Here is a 13,277-nt window from a genome sequence, read left to right as displayed (position 1 = left end):
CCTTTTACCGATGCGTGGAATATACTTTCATTAACACGTTGCTTCGTGAAAGGAACATTCATGATTTACACGCTCACTGCTAATCCCGCCATTGATTACAACATCGCCTGCGACGGCCTTACTGCCAATACCGTCACGCGTACCCGCAATGCCGTCTACACGCCCAACGGCAAAGGCCTCAACGTCTCGTTTACGCTTGACCACTATGGTGTCGACACCACGATCCTGGGTTTCTTCGCCGGCTTCTCGGGTGAGTTTATCGTTAAGGGCGCCGAGGCCCTGGGCGTGCCCGTCAAGCCCGTGTGGACCGACGGTATTACGCGCGTCAATGTGTTCCTCAACGCCGGTCCCGACACCGAGTACAACATGGTCAATGCCGGTGCCGCCATCAATGAGGCCAACGAGCAGGAGATGTTTGAACTTATCGATTCGCTCGATGACATGACCTGCCTGGTCATCAGCGGCTCGCTGCCTCCTAACACTTCCGAGGGCTTCTTGGCCGAGGTCCTGCGCCGTGTCAAGGCCAAGGGGGCCGAGTTCGTCCTCGACATCTCGAGCCATCAGCTGGCAGACCTCATTGCTCTGGAGCCACTGCTGATCAAGCCCAATGACGACGAGCTGCTTGACATCTTTGGCATCAAGGTGAGCGGTGGCGACGACGAGTCCGTCAAGGGCGCTATGGCCGAGCTGCACGCCAAGGGCGCCAAGAACGTGCTGCTGACCCTTGGTGGCGCCGGTGCGTACTTCTCCAACGGCGAGCATATCTGGTTTGCCAACCGCACCTTCGACGTCAAGCTGCTGTCGACGGTGTGCGCCGGCGATTCCTCGCTCGCTGCCTTCCTGTCCGTGTGGCACGACGCCCCCGAGCGCGTCGGGGACGCCCTGCGCCTTTCGATGGCCACTGGCGCCAACGTGGTCGAGTGCCCCGGTCTGGGTGATTTTGCCAAGGTGGACGAATATAAGAAGCACATCGAGGTTCGCCAGGTCTGCTAGTTCCGGCACCTTGTCTGAATAGTTTGATTATTTCGCATCCGTCTTAGACTAGGACGGATGCGTTTTTGTTTATCGGACTTGCGTGTGCAGTGGAGACTGTTTCTTGCTAGACTTCTTGCAGACGCAATCGATAGCCAATTTGATAGTCGCAGGAGGCCATAGGCATGTGCAATGTTTCGCTCAACGGTACTCAACCGTCCGATGCGTCCCTGCGCGTCCTGCGCGCGCTTGAGGCGGCTGGTCTTGAGGCTTGGTACGTGGGCGGTTGGGTGCGCGACGCCCTGATGGGATGCCCCAGCCACGATGTTGATATGTGCTGTAGCGGCCTGTGGCAGGAGTCCAAAGCGGCGCTCGAGGCCGCCGGCATCGCGGTTGTGGAGTCGGGCATTAAATTTGGCGGAATCACGGCTATTTCCGATGGCGAGCGTATCGAGGTCACCACGTACCGTCTGGATGGCTTTTACACCGATGGTCGTCATCCCCAGAGTGTGGAGCGTGCCGCCTCGCTCGAGGACGATCTGGCGCGCCGCGACTTTACCGTCAACGCCATGGCCTGGCATCCCGAGCGCGGGCTTGTCGACCGCTACGACGGCCAGGGTGACTTGGAGCGCAAGCTGATTCGCGCTGTCGGCGATCCCAAGCGTCGCTTTAACGAGGACGCCCTGCGCATGCTGCGTGCGGTGCGCTTTGCCTGCCGTCTGGACTTTATGATTGAGCCCGAGACTAAGCGTGCGCTTGCCGAGTACGCGCCGCTGCTCGATGCCGTGGCGCGTGAGCGTGTGGGTATTGAGCTCGAGGGCATTCTTTCGACCGGTCATGGGGGAGACGCGATGCTCCGCTATCCCGAGCTCATCTGCGCCGCCGTGCCCGAGTTGGCAGCGGGTCGCGGGTTTGATCAGCGCAGTGTCTATCATGCGTTTAACGTCTACGTGCATATCGCCCGTGTGCTGACGGTGGCGGGGGAGCTCGCGCTGTGTGACGGCGTCGCGCCCTCGTCGAGCCTTATGTGGGCGGCGTTTTTGCACGATGTGTCCAAGCCCGAGTGCTTCACGGTCGACCATGCCGGTAGCGGACACTTCTACGGTCATCCCGAGCTCGGCGCCAAGAAGGCGCGCGTCATTATGGATCGCCTGGCGCTCTCGCACGACTTGGTGCGCGACGTGTGCCTGCTCATCAAATACCATGACAAGCCGCTGCGCCCCGAGCGCTCCTGCCTGCTCAATATGATGCGCGCGCTTTCGGGTGAGGGCGTCGACACGGCCCGCCTGATTGACGAGCTCATGGACCTTAAGCGTGCCGACACACTTGGCAAGGCCCCGTCGTGCTTCTATTATGTTGAGACGATTGAGGAGATGCGCGCGCTGGCGCACGAGCTGCTGAAGGCAGGGGAGCCCTATACGCTCAAGATGCTCGCCATCAACGGCGGCGACCTGATCCGTGCCGGAGTCAAGCCCGGGCCGGAACTAGGTCAGCTTCTCAACTCCGCCCTCGACGCCGTGATCGAAGACGATATTCCCAACGAGCGCGAAGCTCTTTTGGTTCATCTCAACTTGAATTAGCTACCAAGTTTACCTGCGTATTCCATAACCTGCCGACAATTTTTCGGCAATTTGGAATTTCTTCTTGCGCTGACGTTTTTTGTCCCGTAATATATTTCCTCGCAGCACGGCAGTGCAGATGTCATGTGGCCCGTTCGTCTAGCGGTTTAGGACGCCGCCCTCTCAAGGCGGAGATCACCAGTTCGAATCTGGTACGGGCTACCACGCATCTGATACCCGGACTTCCCATGGAAGGTCGGGTTTTTTTATTTTCATACAGCCGTCTGCAATTCCCGTTTGAACCAGAGCTTTGCGTTCTGCCTATGGCCCTTACGGGTACAATATCCAAGATATTTTGACTGTTAGAAGGAGTCTCATGACGGAGTCCTCTCAGCATACGTCTAAGCCCCAGGTCGAGGTTGAGGCCTCGGGCGGCGATGACAATAAGAGCGCACGCCGCGGCGCCATCTTTATCGGCGTCGTGCTGGTAGGTTATATCGTCTATCTGGTGGTAACCGGGCAGATGGGGCAGTTTTGGGCCGCTATGTCGAGCGTCCAGGCGTCATGGCTCGTTGTCGCGTGTCTTTGCATGTTCATGTACCTGTTCTTTGGCATTGTGGCCTATGCGATCGCCGTCTGGCTCGATCCCAATTCGCCCGTCGGCATCCGCGACCTGATCTCGGTCGAGGCGAGTGGCATCTTCTTTGGCAACCTGACGCCCATGATGATGGGCTCCACCCCGGCTCAGATCTATCGCCTGACCAAGGCCGGCCAAAACGTGGGCGAGGCCGGCGCCACGCAATTCACGCGTTTTATCGTGTACCAGTTTGGCCTGGTCGCCTGGGGCGCTATCCTGCTGCTCGCCCGTATGCCGTTTTTTGCCGAACGCTACGGCGACATGACGCTGCTGTGCGTCTTTAGCTTTGGTGGACACTGCTGCATCTTGCTTGGCATCTTCGCCGTCGCGCTCATGCCTAAGACCGTCACGCGCGTCGCCCATTGCATCATCAATTGGCTTGAGCGCATTGGTGTCTCGGCCACTAAGATCGAGGGTTGGCGCACGTTTGTCGATGGCGAGATCTACTCCTTTTCCGAGAAGTTCAAGCTTTCGGCCGGACATTTTTCTTCCATGCTGCTCACCGTGTTTATCACCATGCTGCAGCTCGCGTTTTTCTATCTGGTTCCGTATTTCCTGATGCTTGCCTTTGGCCACCACGAGGTCGACTTTTTCTCGGTCATGGCCGCGAGCGCCTTTGTCCAGCTGTTAAGCTCTGCGGTTCCCTTGCCCGGTGGAACTGGTGGCGCTGAGGGCGGCTTTGCATTGTTCTTGGGTCATTTCTTCGGTTCGGCTTCGACCGCCGGCTATCTGCTGTGGCGTCTCATTACGTTTATTGCGCCTACCATTTTGGCTGCGCCTCTGCTGGGACTTAAGAGCGCCCACAACGAGAGCATCCATGCGCGCTGGGATCGCGTGATGCGCAAGCTCGGCCGCACGCCTCAGACGCCCTCTGCGCCCACTAAGCCGCACCCCACGAATGCTGTTACCGTTGATCCCAAGAAGCACGCTCAGAAGGCTTCTGGGACCGCAAAGCCGGCTCATAAGGCCTATGTGCGTCAGACAGGAGACGGTATTCGCGTATCTCCGTCGGCACTCAATAAGAAGAAGCACCCTAAGTCGCAGTAGGGCAGTCGTGCGTTCTTCATGATGCGAGGCATATTTGTGCTGTATGGGGGATAATCCTCTTACGTAGATTATCTCTCATCTGTTGATGAATGCTCGCATATCGAAGGGACACGCCCATGGCAACCAGCAAACCGCGTCTTGATCGTCGCATCGTTCGCAGCCGTAATGCCATCCTTTCGGCTTTCGAGCGCCTGCTCATGGAAAAGCCGCTGGCAGACATTACGGTGAGTGCCATCGCGCGCGAGGCCAATGTCGACCGCAAGACCTTTTACGTTCACTTTGGTACGGTTGACGGCCTGCTCGATGCCATTGCCGCCGATGTGGTGGAGATGATTGTCGACTCGGTCGAGAAAACGCTTGCTTCTATGGACGGTGACACCAGCGAGCGCGCTCTTGGCGCGGCGGCGACCTTCTTTAAAACCGTTAATGAGGCACTGTGCAACAACTTGGTGCTCAATCGTCAGCTGATCGAGAACATTCCGCTTGATGATTTCATGGCTCGTCTTCGTGCGCCGCTCGAACATGAGATTGCCGAGCGCGATCTGCTGCCCCAAGGTCTCAAGGACGAGATGTTCGACTACTATCTGGCGTTTTTGCTGTCGGGTATTATCGGTATCTATCGCACGTGGGCGCTGTCTGACGGCTCGGTTCCTATCGAGCGCGTCTCTGAGGTCGCCAACGACCTGACTCTCAATGGTCTGTCGAGTCTGGAATCTCGCTTGGATTAGGCCTAGTTGGGCTCGTCGGCGTGGATATTCCTGTTCCTGAGGTTCTCCGGCGCCTTGGAGACCTTGCCGGCGTAGGAGCTGTAGCCTGAGGATCCTTAAAAGAAAGTCCAGTTTATCCTTCCCACTCCAATTTTGGAATCCTCCGATGCGCCTTCGCACGCTTGCATGACCTCGATACCATGCGAGCGTGCGAACTCGACGAGCTCTGCGTTGCGGGCGTTTATGGTGCCGAAGGCAGCGGGGCACACGATAAGGCGCGCGCAGTGGACGAGGAGCTCTTTGGCGCGGGCTATGGTTTTATCCCCGATCGGCTCGAAGGCGCGCTCGGCCACGCATTCCGTCGCCAGGTCGCGCGCGAGCTCGCAGTCGATGTCCCCTTCGTGCAGAATGCCCGCGTAGAACGCCTTGCCCTGCCGGATGAGCTGGCGAAACACAGCTGACCCCGTACCTGCGCCGGCGATGACGAACGTGTGCGCATCGCCGTGTGGGCGCCCAATTTCCACGCTGCCGAAGCGCTCGTTGAAGGTGCCATGTTGAAGGCCGTAGAGCTCGCCAATCGTCTCGCGCGTGAATATGTCCTCGGGTGCGCCGGCGCGGAAGACCCGACCGTCCTTCACGCAAATCACCTTGTCGGCGCTTTTCTGCGCTAGCTCGAGTTCGTGGATGGACATGATGACAGCCACATTCCGCGATTTCGCAAGGTGACGAAGTATTCGCAGCAGGTCGATCTGGTAGCGGATATCGAGATACGACGTGGGCTCGTCGAGCACTAGCACACGCGGATCCTGCGCGATGGCGCGTGCGAGCATGACGCGCTGGCGTTGCCCGTCGCTTATCTGCATCAAGTCGCGCTCGGCGAGCTCTTCCACATGTGCGGTTTTCATGGCCTCGTCGACCCGACTATGGTCGTCAGGCGAAAGTGTTCCCATTCGCCCGGTGTAGGGATGCCTTCCCGCCTCTACGATATCGCGGCAGGTGAGGAGCTCGGTCCGGGGGCGATCTGTCAGCATAACGGCAAGGTTCCTTGCGAATTCCGCCGTCTTCCATCGGGAAATCTCCCGCCCGTCGAGCTCGACCGCGCCGGCAAGCGGTGCCAGATGGCGCGTGATGGTTTTCAAGATGGTCGACTTGCCCGAGCCGTTCGGCCCGATGAGCGCCACGACGTCGCCCGCGCGAACCTCCAGATCGACGCCTTCGACTACGACCTTCTTGTCGTAGCCCGCCGACAGGTCGCTTATGCGGAAAAGCGGCGCTCCGTCAGCCTGCGTTTCGACCGGGGTTTCGAGGTTCGACTCCGCTCGGAGGAGGCGTTTCGCGTGCAGTTCCGCACGAGCCGAAAGTGCCTTCTGGCGCTTTCGTGCGAGCTTAGGACTGTCTAAGCACGGAATGTCCCTTCCGAGCGTTTTGGGCTGCGGCACGAATTTTCCCATCTACCTCACCCGCTTCTTCAACATGAGTGCGATAACCACCGGCGCGCCGAAGATGGCGGTGACGGCGCTGATGGAAAGTTCGACGGGAGAGAACAGCGTGCGCGCGATCAAATCGCAGCCCGCGCAGAAGATGGCGCCTCCCAAGAAGCACGCAGGAATCACGCGGATGGGCTTCGACGACTTTATCGCCGACTTCACGAGATGTGGAACCGCGATGCCTACGAACGACACCGGACCAGCGAACGCGGTCACGCAGGCGGAGAGCATGCTCGCTAGAAGGACGAGCACCACGCGGAAGCGTGCGACGTTCACGCCGACGCTTTTCGCGTAGGCTTCTCCCAGCTGGAAGGCGGAAAGGGGCTTCGATATCGCGAATACGCATGCGCTCACGGTGATCACCACGACCGCGATGACCGCGATGTCGTCCCAGCTCGAACCCGAGAAACTACCCAAAGACCAGTTGTGCAGGTTCACGATGGACTGGTCGTCGGCGAAGGCGATAAGGAAGTTCGTCGCCGCCGAGCAGATGTATCCCACCATGACGCCCGCCACGATGAGCATGGCCATGGAACTTATGCGCCGTGCGATGAGGAGCACGAAGCCGATGGTGATAAGCGAGCCCAGAAACGCTGCGGCCACCATGGCCGGCGAGGACATGGCCTGGTTCGCGCCCAGAAGCACGATCATCGTAAGCGCGACGACGAACTTTGCGCCCGAGGAGACGCCCAAGATGAACGGGTCGGCGATGGGGTTGTTGAAAAACGTCTGCAGCAGGAACCCGGAGAGCGAAAGTGCCCCGCCGAGAAGCACGGCTGAAAGCACGCGCGGCAGGCGAATCTCCCAGATGACTTGGCTTTCCATGGAATTGGCCGCGCCGCCCGAAAGGATGCCGGGGATGTGGTCTGCGGGCACGAGCACGCTCCCGATGCACAGGTTGGCCCCGACGAGCACGATGAGGACAACAGCGAGCAGCGCCGTCACGACGCGACACCGCGCGGCGCGTCGTGATTCGTCGTATGTCATGGAAAGCCGGCTTCTCATGACGCTAGCCAAGCTTCCTCAGATAATGGAAGTCGCTCGCGTCATCGCCGGTGAACGCCCCGTGCAGCTCGTCGATAATGTCGGCGGTAGAAGTCATCTGCTGGTACATGTCGGCGCTTGTGACCCAGACGTTGCCGTTCTTTACAGCTTTGAACTGCGACAATAGCGCGTTTTTGCCTACGAAGTCTTTCAAGGTGGCAACCGATTCGTCGATGGTGCCGTTGTAGACGATGATGTCGGCATCCTTCGCCGTCGCGTAGAAGCGCTCCATTTCGAGCGTTACTGACGAACCTGACGTCGACGCCGTCTGCGCGTCATCGAGCGCGTAGTTGCCGCCTGCAAGCTCGATCATCTGCGCCACGTAGTCGCCCGCCCGCCGCGTGACGGCGGCCCCGTTCGAGTTAATGTAGAAATACGCCACGGTTTTACCTGACGACGCGAGCCTCGACGTTTGCTCGACGCGGGCCTTCTGCTCGTTGAACAGGTGCGCGGCCTCGTCTTCCTTGTCGAACAGGACGCCGAAAAGCTTAATCCACTCGACGCGCCCGAGTGCTTCGGGCTCGCTCGACGACTGTTCGGTGAGCACGACGAGCCCGAGCTTCTGCAGCTTTTCCTTCACATCGGGCGTGTGGTTGATCATGGTGTTCTCGATGGCGAGCGTGCAGCCCGAGGCCGATATTCGCTCGTAGTCGGGCGCGCTGTACTTGCCGCCGTAGGCGATCGCCCCACTTTCGAGTGCGCTTTTGAAGCCCGCGACCGAGCAATCGTCGGCCTTCGTGCCCGACATGAGGATGTTGTCGTTCGCATCGAGCGCGTCGACCAGGCACATCGTCGCCGACGACACGAGGTACACCTTGTTGGCGGGACGCCTTATGACCGCGATGTCGGAGCTCAACCCATCAGGTACCTTCGCATCTTGCGGTACCACGAGGAAGCGCTCCCCGTTCGAAATGCAGATAAGCCGCAGGCCGCCTTCGTACTCGTCGACAGTGAAGTGCTCGGCGTATTCAAGCTGAAGCGCCCCCGTCGGCTCCCAGCCGCAGCCCAAATCGGCGTTGTGGAAGTCGGCCGCGGCGCTTGAAGCCGTTCCCGCAGGGGAGCCGCCGCTTGCATCGTCGCCCGATTTCTCCTTCATGGTGGATGAGTCGAAGTGGAGCGTGTAGTCGATGGTGTGCGGCGTCGACATGGCGACGGTCTCGGCCGACACGGCGATGTCCTCGTCGAGCGTGACGGGTATCTCGAACGTGGAGTTGCCGCCGTCGTTTACGGGCGCGTAGTCCACGCCGTTGACGGTCATTTTGTCGTAGTTCGAACTCGACCAGGTGATGGTCGCGGTGTAGGTGTCGCCATCCTTCACAATTGTGGTGGGTGAGGCGATGCTTGCGCGCCCTGACCCGCCGGAGAGCGAGACGCTCACAGTGTATTCCTGAGAGCCTGCCGTGCCACCGGTCGCGTTCGGGCTCGCACTACACCCCGCGAAGGGAAGCGCGAACAGGGCGACGAGAACGCAGGCGATCGCGCGCACCGCGATGCTGCGACGCTTCCTGCTTTCCCCCTTGGGAAGAATCGACCGCATGGCGTTACTTCAGTGCGTCGGCGCGCAGATCGACGCCGGCGGATTCGAACACGAGCGTGCGGTCGTACCACTGCTCTTTTCTAATACTCCACGCGGCGCAGGCGGTGTCCTCGTCGAGCGCTTCAACGGGCACGTCGTAGGTGTACTTGCCTTCCGCGTTTTCCACATAGGGGATGAAGTCGGCCTCGCTCGCGGCGGCAGCCTCGTCGCCCGTGCCCATGAAGAGCTTGCCGTAGCCCGTGCCGGAAAGTGTCATCACGCAGTGCATGGAGCCGTTTTCCACGATGAGCTGGGCGTCCACAATCCTGAACATGTTCGAGCTGGAATCTACGGTGATCGGATAGGTGCCGTCGGCCACCTTGTCGGCGGTGATGGGGGCAGCGCTTGCGCCCTCGGGCGCATCGGCCGCCTGTTCGGTCTTTTCCTGGGAATCGGCATCGCTTGCCTTTGCGCTGTCGATTGAATTTCCGCCGCAGCCGGCGAGCGAGAACGCGAAAAGCGCCGCTGACAGGGCGAAGGCGAGGGTTTTCTTCAACATGGAGGGGGTTCCTTTCAATCGCTTCGACCGCCCGCGCCGTGCGGTGGGCGGGCGGGATGCGAATGCAACGGGCATGCGCCGTTAGTCGGGGAAGGCGCATGCCCGTTGCACGGGGACGCGACCGGCGCCCCCGTGCGCGGCGAGTTTACAGCTTGGCGATGGCGTCGTCCACGTGCGCGACGTAGATGTCGTCGACCGCGACGTTCTGTCCCAGACCCTGGAGCAGGCACGTCACTTCGAAGCCGGCGGCCACGAACTTCGCAGCCCAGCTGTCGGGGTCGGTCTCGTCTGCCATGTCGTTGTTCGCGTGGTCGCCCGCGACCACCATGAACGGCGCGAGCACGGCCTTCTTGTAGCCTGCGGCGCTCGCGGCGGCGATAACATCCTCACAGGTCGGTTCAGCCTCGACGGTGCCGACGAAGAACTGCGTCAAGCCCTCGTTCTTAAACACTTCCTGCATCTTGGCATAGTCGGCGTTGGAATCGGCTTCGGTGCCGTGGCCCATGAGGCACAGCGCCGTCTTGCCGTCGTCGAAGGACGCCATGTTCTCCTTAATGGCTGCGGCCACCTTCTTGTAGTCGTCGTCGGAGGTGAGCAGCGGGTCGCCGAGCGAGATCTTGTCGAACTTGTCAGCGTACTTGTCGAGCTCGTCTTTCACGTCGGCGTATTCCAGGCCAGCCATGAGATGCGTCGGCTGCACGACGATTTCCTTCACGCCGTCTTCCACGCAGCGGTCGAGCGCCTCGGTCATGTTGTCGATCGTGATGCCGTCGCGCTTCTTCAGCTTGTCGATGATGATCTGCGCGGTGAAGGCGCGGCGGATGTCGTAGTCCTGCCAGTACTTCTCACGGATAGCGTCTTCGATGGCGCCGATGGTGATGTGGCGCGAGTCGTTGTAGCTCGTGCCGAAGCTCGTGACGAGGATGACCGGCTTCACGGCCTTCTCCTTTTCGCTCGATTTCTCGGAACTCGCGGAGGTGTTGGAGCAGCCCGCGAGCGCGACTCCGGCGAGCGCGACGGCTCCGGTTGCCGCGGCGCTCATGAAGCCGCGGCGTGACATCTGTTCGGACATGGTTTTTCCTTTCCTCGGTTTGCCGGTCCCCCGGCGACAGTTGCTTGTCGGCACAAGCGAAAGAAAAGCGCACCCCTCGGGGTTCACAAGGAGCTAACGCCACGGCGATGCCGTGAGGAAAAGGCGAAGCAGTCTGGCTTGGGGCGCGAGGCAGTTCGCCCGCGCGTCCTATACAGTAATGTCCCTTGCCCAGGATTCCCACCTGGTTCCCTCCGCAAGCCAGCGCGGGCTGTGCGGGCGCCGCGCCGGTCATTTCCTTTTATCCGATTGTCATATGCTCGTTGCCGAAACTTTTACTATAATAGTGGGCACTTGTGAACGTGTCAAAGCCAGGGCGGGCGGCATTGCGCCTCCTGCCTGCGTATTTGCGCCGATTGCCGCTGCGGGCGCCGTGTTTTGCCCGCTGTGCGAAGGGCGGCGTAAACGGTTGCGATGAGAAACGGGAAGGGAAGGCTCGGATGATTCATATCGTTGGCGCAGGCTCGGGCGCCGCCGACCTTATCACGCTGCGCGGGGCGCGCCTTCTGCGCGCGGCCGACGTGGTCGTTTGGGCGGGGAGCCTTGTGAACCCCGAGCTGCTCGCCGATTGCAAGGAATCCTGCGTCGTCTACGACAGCGCGCACATGACCTTGGAGGAAGTGCTCGACGTGATGTGTGCGGCGGATGCGCGGGGCGAGGAAGTGGTGCGCCTGCACACGGGTGACCCGTGCCTATACGGCGCCATCCAGGAGCAGATGGACGCACTCGACGCGCGCGGCGTGGACTACGAGGTGGTGCCCGGCGTGTCGAGCTTTTGCGGTGCCGCGGCGGCGCTTCGCCAGGAATACACGCTGCCGGGAATCAGCCAGTCTGTCGTGATCACGCGGCTTTCCGGGCGCACCCCCATGCCCGCGGGCGAGGGCATGCGCACCATGGCGGAAAGCGGCTCGACTATGGTCATCTTCCTGAGCTCGGGTATGCTCGCCGAGCTTTCCGCCGAGCTTTTGGCCGCGGGCCGCAGCTCCGACGAGCCGGCGGCGCTCGTGTACAAGGCGACCTGGCCTGAGGAGCGCGTGGTGCGCTGCACAGTGGGCACGCTCGCCGATGCGGGTGCGCGAGTGGGCATCGACCGCACGGCGCTCGTGGTGGTGGGCCGCGTGCTCGGAGCTCGCGGCGGGCTTGCGCACGACGGCGCGCAAGCGGAGTCGTACGAGCGCAGCAAGCTTTACGACCCTTCGTTTGCCACGGGGTATCGGAAGGCGAGCAGCTAGCGTGGCCTTCGAGCACTACATATATACCGGGACGACCCGCCTGCGCTGCGGCTATACCACGGGGAGTTGCGCCGCGCTCGCGGCGAAGGCGGCCTGCGAGATGCTCTTGTCACGAAAGCCCGTCGGCCGCGTGTCGATCGTCACCCCCGGCGGGCTGCCCGTCGAGACGGACGTGGTCGATGCATACATCGGCGAGGGGTGCTCCCAGTGCGCCGTGCGAAAGGATGCAGGCGACGACGCCGATGTGACCGACGGCGTGCTCGTGTACGCGCGCGTGGAACATGCGGGGTCGGGCACGGGTACTGCGGGCAGCAAGGACGTGCCCGCGCACGAATCGGAAGTTTCCGTCGATGGCGGCGTGGGCGTGGGGCGCGTGACGTTGCCCGGGCTCGAGCAGCCGGTGGGGGCGGCCGCCATCAACGCGACGCCGCGCGCGATGATTACTTCGGCGGTGCGTGAGGTGTGCGCCGCGCACGGCTTTTCTGGAAACATTGCTGTGACGATTTCGGTACCCGAGGGTGTGGCCCTTGCCGAAAAGACCTTCAACCCGCACCTGGGGATAGAGGACGGCATCTCCATCCTGGGAACGACGGGCATCGTCGAGCCGCGCAGCCTCGCTGCCTTGCGTGACAGCATCGAGCTCGAGATTCGGCAGCATGCGGCTATGGGGCGGCGCGGAGTCGTGCTCACGCCCGGCAACTACGGCGGGCAGTTCATCTCGGGGCATTTCCACCTAAACGGTGCGCCGGTGGTCTTCATCTCCAACTTTGTGGGCGACGCGATTGATTGCTGCATTCGCGAGGGATTTACCAATGTCCTTCTTGTGGGACACATCGGCAAGTTGGTGAAGGTCGCGGGCGGCATCATGGACACCCATTCGCGTACCGCCGACTGCCGCGCGGAGATTCTGGCCGCCCACGCGGCCATGGCCGGCGCGGGCGCGAAGACAGTGCGCGAGATCATGACGTCCGTCACGACCACGGCGGCACTCGAGGTAATCGAGGCCGCCGGCGTGGGGGACGCTGCGCGCGCCTCGCTCGCTACGGCAATCGAGGACAGGTTGCGCCGTCGCGCGGCGGGCGCATGCGACATCGCCGCGGTCGTGTTCGACGCCGAGCGCCGCGAGCTTTTCCGCACGTCGGGCGCCGATGCAGTTATCGGGAAATTGGGGGCGACGTATGAGTAAAGGCGTGCTGTACGGGGTGGGCCGCGCAATCGGCTGGCCGGGGACGAAGGTGGTCATGAAGGCACGCCGCTCGCTTGCGGACACGAAGCGCATCCTTCGCGAGGAGGGCACCTTCGACGGTGCCGAGCTCGTAGAGGACTGTGGGCTTCCGGGCGAGCGCGTGTACCGCTCGCTCGACGATATGCCCGATCGGGGCAGCTACTTCTCGACGATGGTGGTGTGCTAGATGAGGATTTCCTGC

Annotated in this window: 12 protein-coding genes and 1 tRNA gene; 8 read left to right on the top strand and 5 right to left on the bottom strand. The window is 61.4% G+C overall.

Annotated features, from left to right (window positions below; genetic code table 11):
• The first annotated feature begins 60 nt into the window (after window positions 1-60).
• The 5 genes from I2H19_RS03615 (at window position 61) to I2H19_RS03595 (ending at window position 4,943) form a co-directional block, all read left to right on the top strand.
• Window positions 61-993: a 1-phosphofructokinase family hexose kinase gene (locus tag I2H19_RS03615; RefSeq protein ID WP_138112436.1), complete on the top strand. Its 933-nt coding sequence runs from the start codon at window positions 61-63 to the stop codon at window positions 991-993.
• Window positions 994-1,157: 164 nt separating this feature from the next.
• Window positions 1,158-2,552, top strand: a complete 1,395-nt coding sequence (locus I2H19_RS03610; RefSeq protein ID WP_195621314.1) for a CCA tRNA nucleotidyltransferase — start codon at window positions 1,158-1,160, stop codon at window positions 2,550-2,552.
• A gap of 127 nt (window positions 2,553-2,679) precedes the next feature.
• Window positions 2,680-2,756: transfer RNA gene (locus I2H19_RS03605), tRNA-Glu, on the top strand.
• A 151-nt stretch (window positions 2,757-2,907) separates the two neighbouring features.
• Window positions 2,908-4,215 carry a lysylphosphatidylglycerol synthase transmembrane domain-containing protein gene (locus I2H19_RS03600; protein WP_006233965.1) on the top strand — a complete coding sequence of 436 codons (1,308 nt, stop codon included), beginning with the start codon at window positions 2,908-2,910 and terminating at the stop codon, window positions 4,213-4,215.
• Window positions 4,216-4,331: 116 nt separating this feature from the next.
• Complete coding sequence (locus tag I2H19_RS03595; RefSeq protein ID WP_195621312.1) at window positions 4,332-4,943, top strand: TetR/AcrR family transcriptional regulator; 612 nt, start codon at window positions 4,332-4,334, stop codon at window positions 4,941-4,943.
• 95 nt (window positions 4,944-5,038) lie between these two features.
• Here the strand turns inward: I2H19_RS03595 and I2H19_RS03590 are convergent, their stop codons facing one another.
• From I2H19_RS03590 to I2H19_RS03570, 5 genes are all read right to left on the bottom strand, one after another.
• Complete coding sequence (locus I2H19_RS03590; protein ID WP_195621310.1) at window positions 5,039-6,373, bottom strand: ABC transporter ATP-binding protein; 1,335 nt, start codon at window positions 6,371-6,373, stop codon at window positions 5,039-5,041.
• Complete coding sequence (locus I2H19_RS03585; protein WP_195621308.1) at window positions 6,374-7,396, bottom strand: FecCD family ABC transporter permease; 1,023 nt, start codon at window positions 7,394-7,396, stop codon at window positions 6,374-6,376. It lies immediately after the preceding gene.
• Between the two features lie 22 nt (window positions 7,397-7,418).
• Window positions 7,419-8,990: an ABC transporter substrate-binding protein gene (locus tag I2H19_RS03580; protein WP_195621306.1), complete on the bottom strand. Its 1,572-nt coding sequence runs from the start codon at window positions 8,988-8,990 to the stop codon at window positions 7,419-7,421.
• A gap of 4 nt (window positions 8,991-8,994) precedes the next feature.
• Window positions 8,995-9,528, bottom strand: a complete 534-nt coding sequence (locus I2H19_RS03575; protein WP_035138217.1) for a hypothetical protein — start codon at window positions 9,526-9,528, stop codon at window positions 8,995-8,997.
• A gap of 145 nt (window positions 9,529-9,673) precedes the next feature.
• Window positions 9,674-10,600 (bottom strand): sirohydrochlorin cobaltochelatase, encoded by a 927-nt coding sequence (locus tag I2H19_RS03570; protein ID WP_195621304.1) that lies wholly within the window; start codon window positions 10,598-10,600, stop codon window positions 9,674-9,676.
• Window positions 10,601-11,058: 458 nt separating this feature from the next.
• On the opposite strand from I2H19_RS03570, the gene cobM reads away from it, so the two are divergent.
• The 3 genes from cobM to I2H19_RS03555 are packed head-to-tail and all read left to right on the top strand — an operon-like array spanning window position 11,059 to window position 13,262.
• Window positions 11,059-11,850, top strand: coding sequence for a precorrin-4 C(11)-methyltransferase (cobM, locus tag I2H19_RS03565; protein ID WP_006233957.1), 792 nt, complete (start codon window positions 11,059-11,061; stop codon window positions 11,848-11,850).
• A 1-nt stretch (window position 11,851) separates the two neighbouring features.
• On the top strand, window positions 11,852-13,036 hold the full coding sequence (gene cbiD / locus I2H19_RS03560; protein WP_271745716.1) for a cobalt-precorrin-5B (C(1))-methyltransferase CbiD: 1,185 nt from the start codon (window positions 11,852-11,854) through the stop codon (window positions 13,034-13,036).
• On the top strand, window positions 13,029-13,262 hold the full coding sequence (locus I2H19_RS03555; protein ID WP_195621302.1) for an SAM-dependent methyltransferase: 234 nt from the start codon (window positions 13,029-13,031) through the stop codon (window positions 13,260-13,262). The genes cbiD and I2H19_RS03555 overlap by 8 nt, the downstream gene beginning before the upstream one ends.
• Window positions 13,263-13,277: the final 15 nt, after the last annotated feature.

It is taken from the genome of Collinsella aerofaciens, assembly GCF_015560135.1.
In the GTDB taxonomy this organism is placed as follows: Bacteria; Actinomycetota; Coriobacteriia; order Coriobacteriales; family Coriobacteriaceae; genus Collinsella; species Collinsella aerofaciens_AN.
Note: the sequence above shows the minus strand (reverse complement) of the source record. Positions and strands in the feature narration are given on the sequence as shown.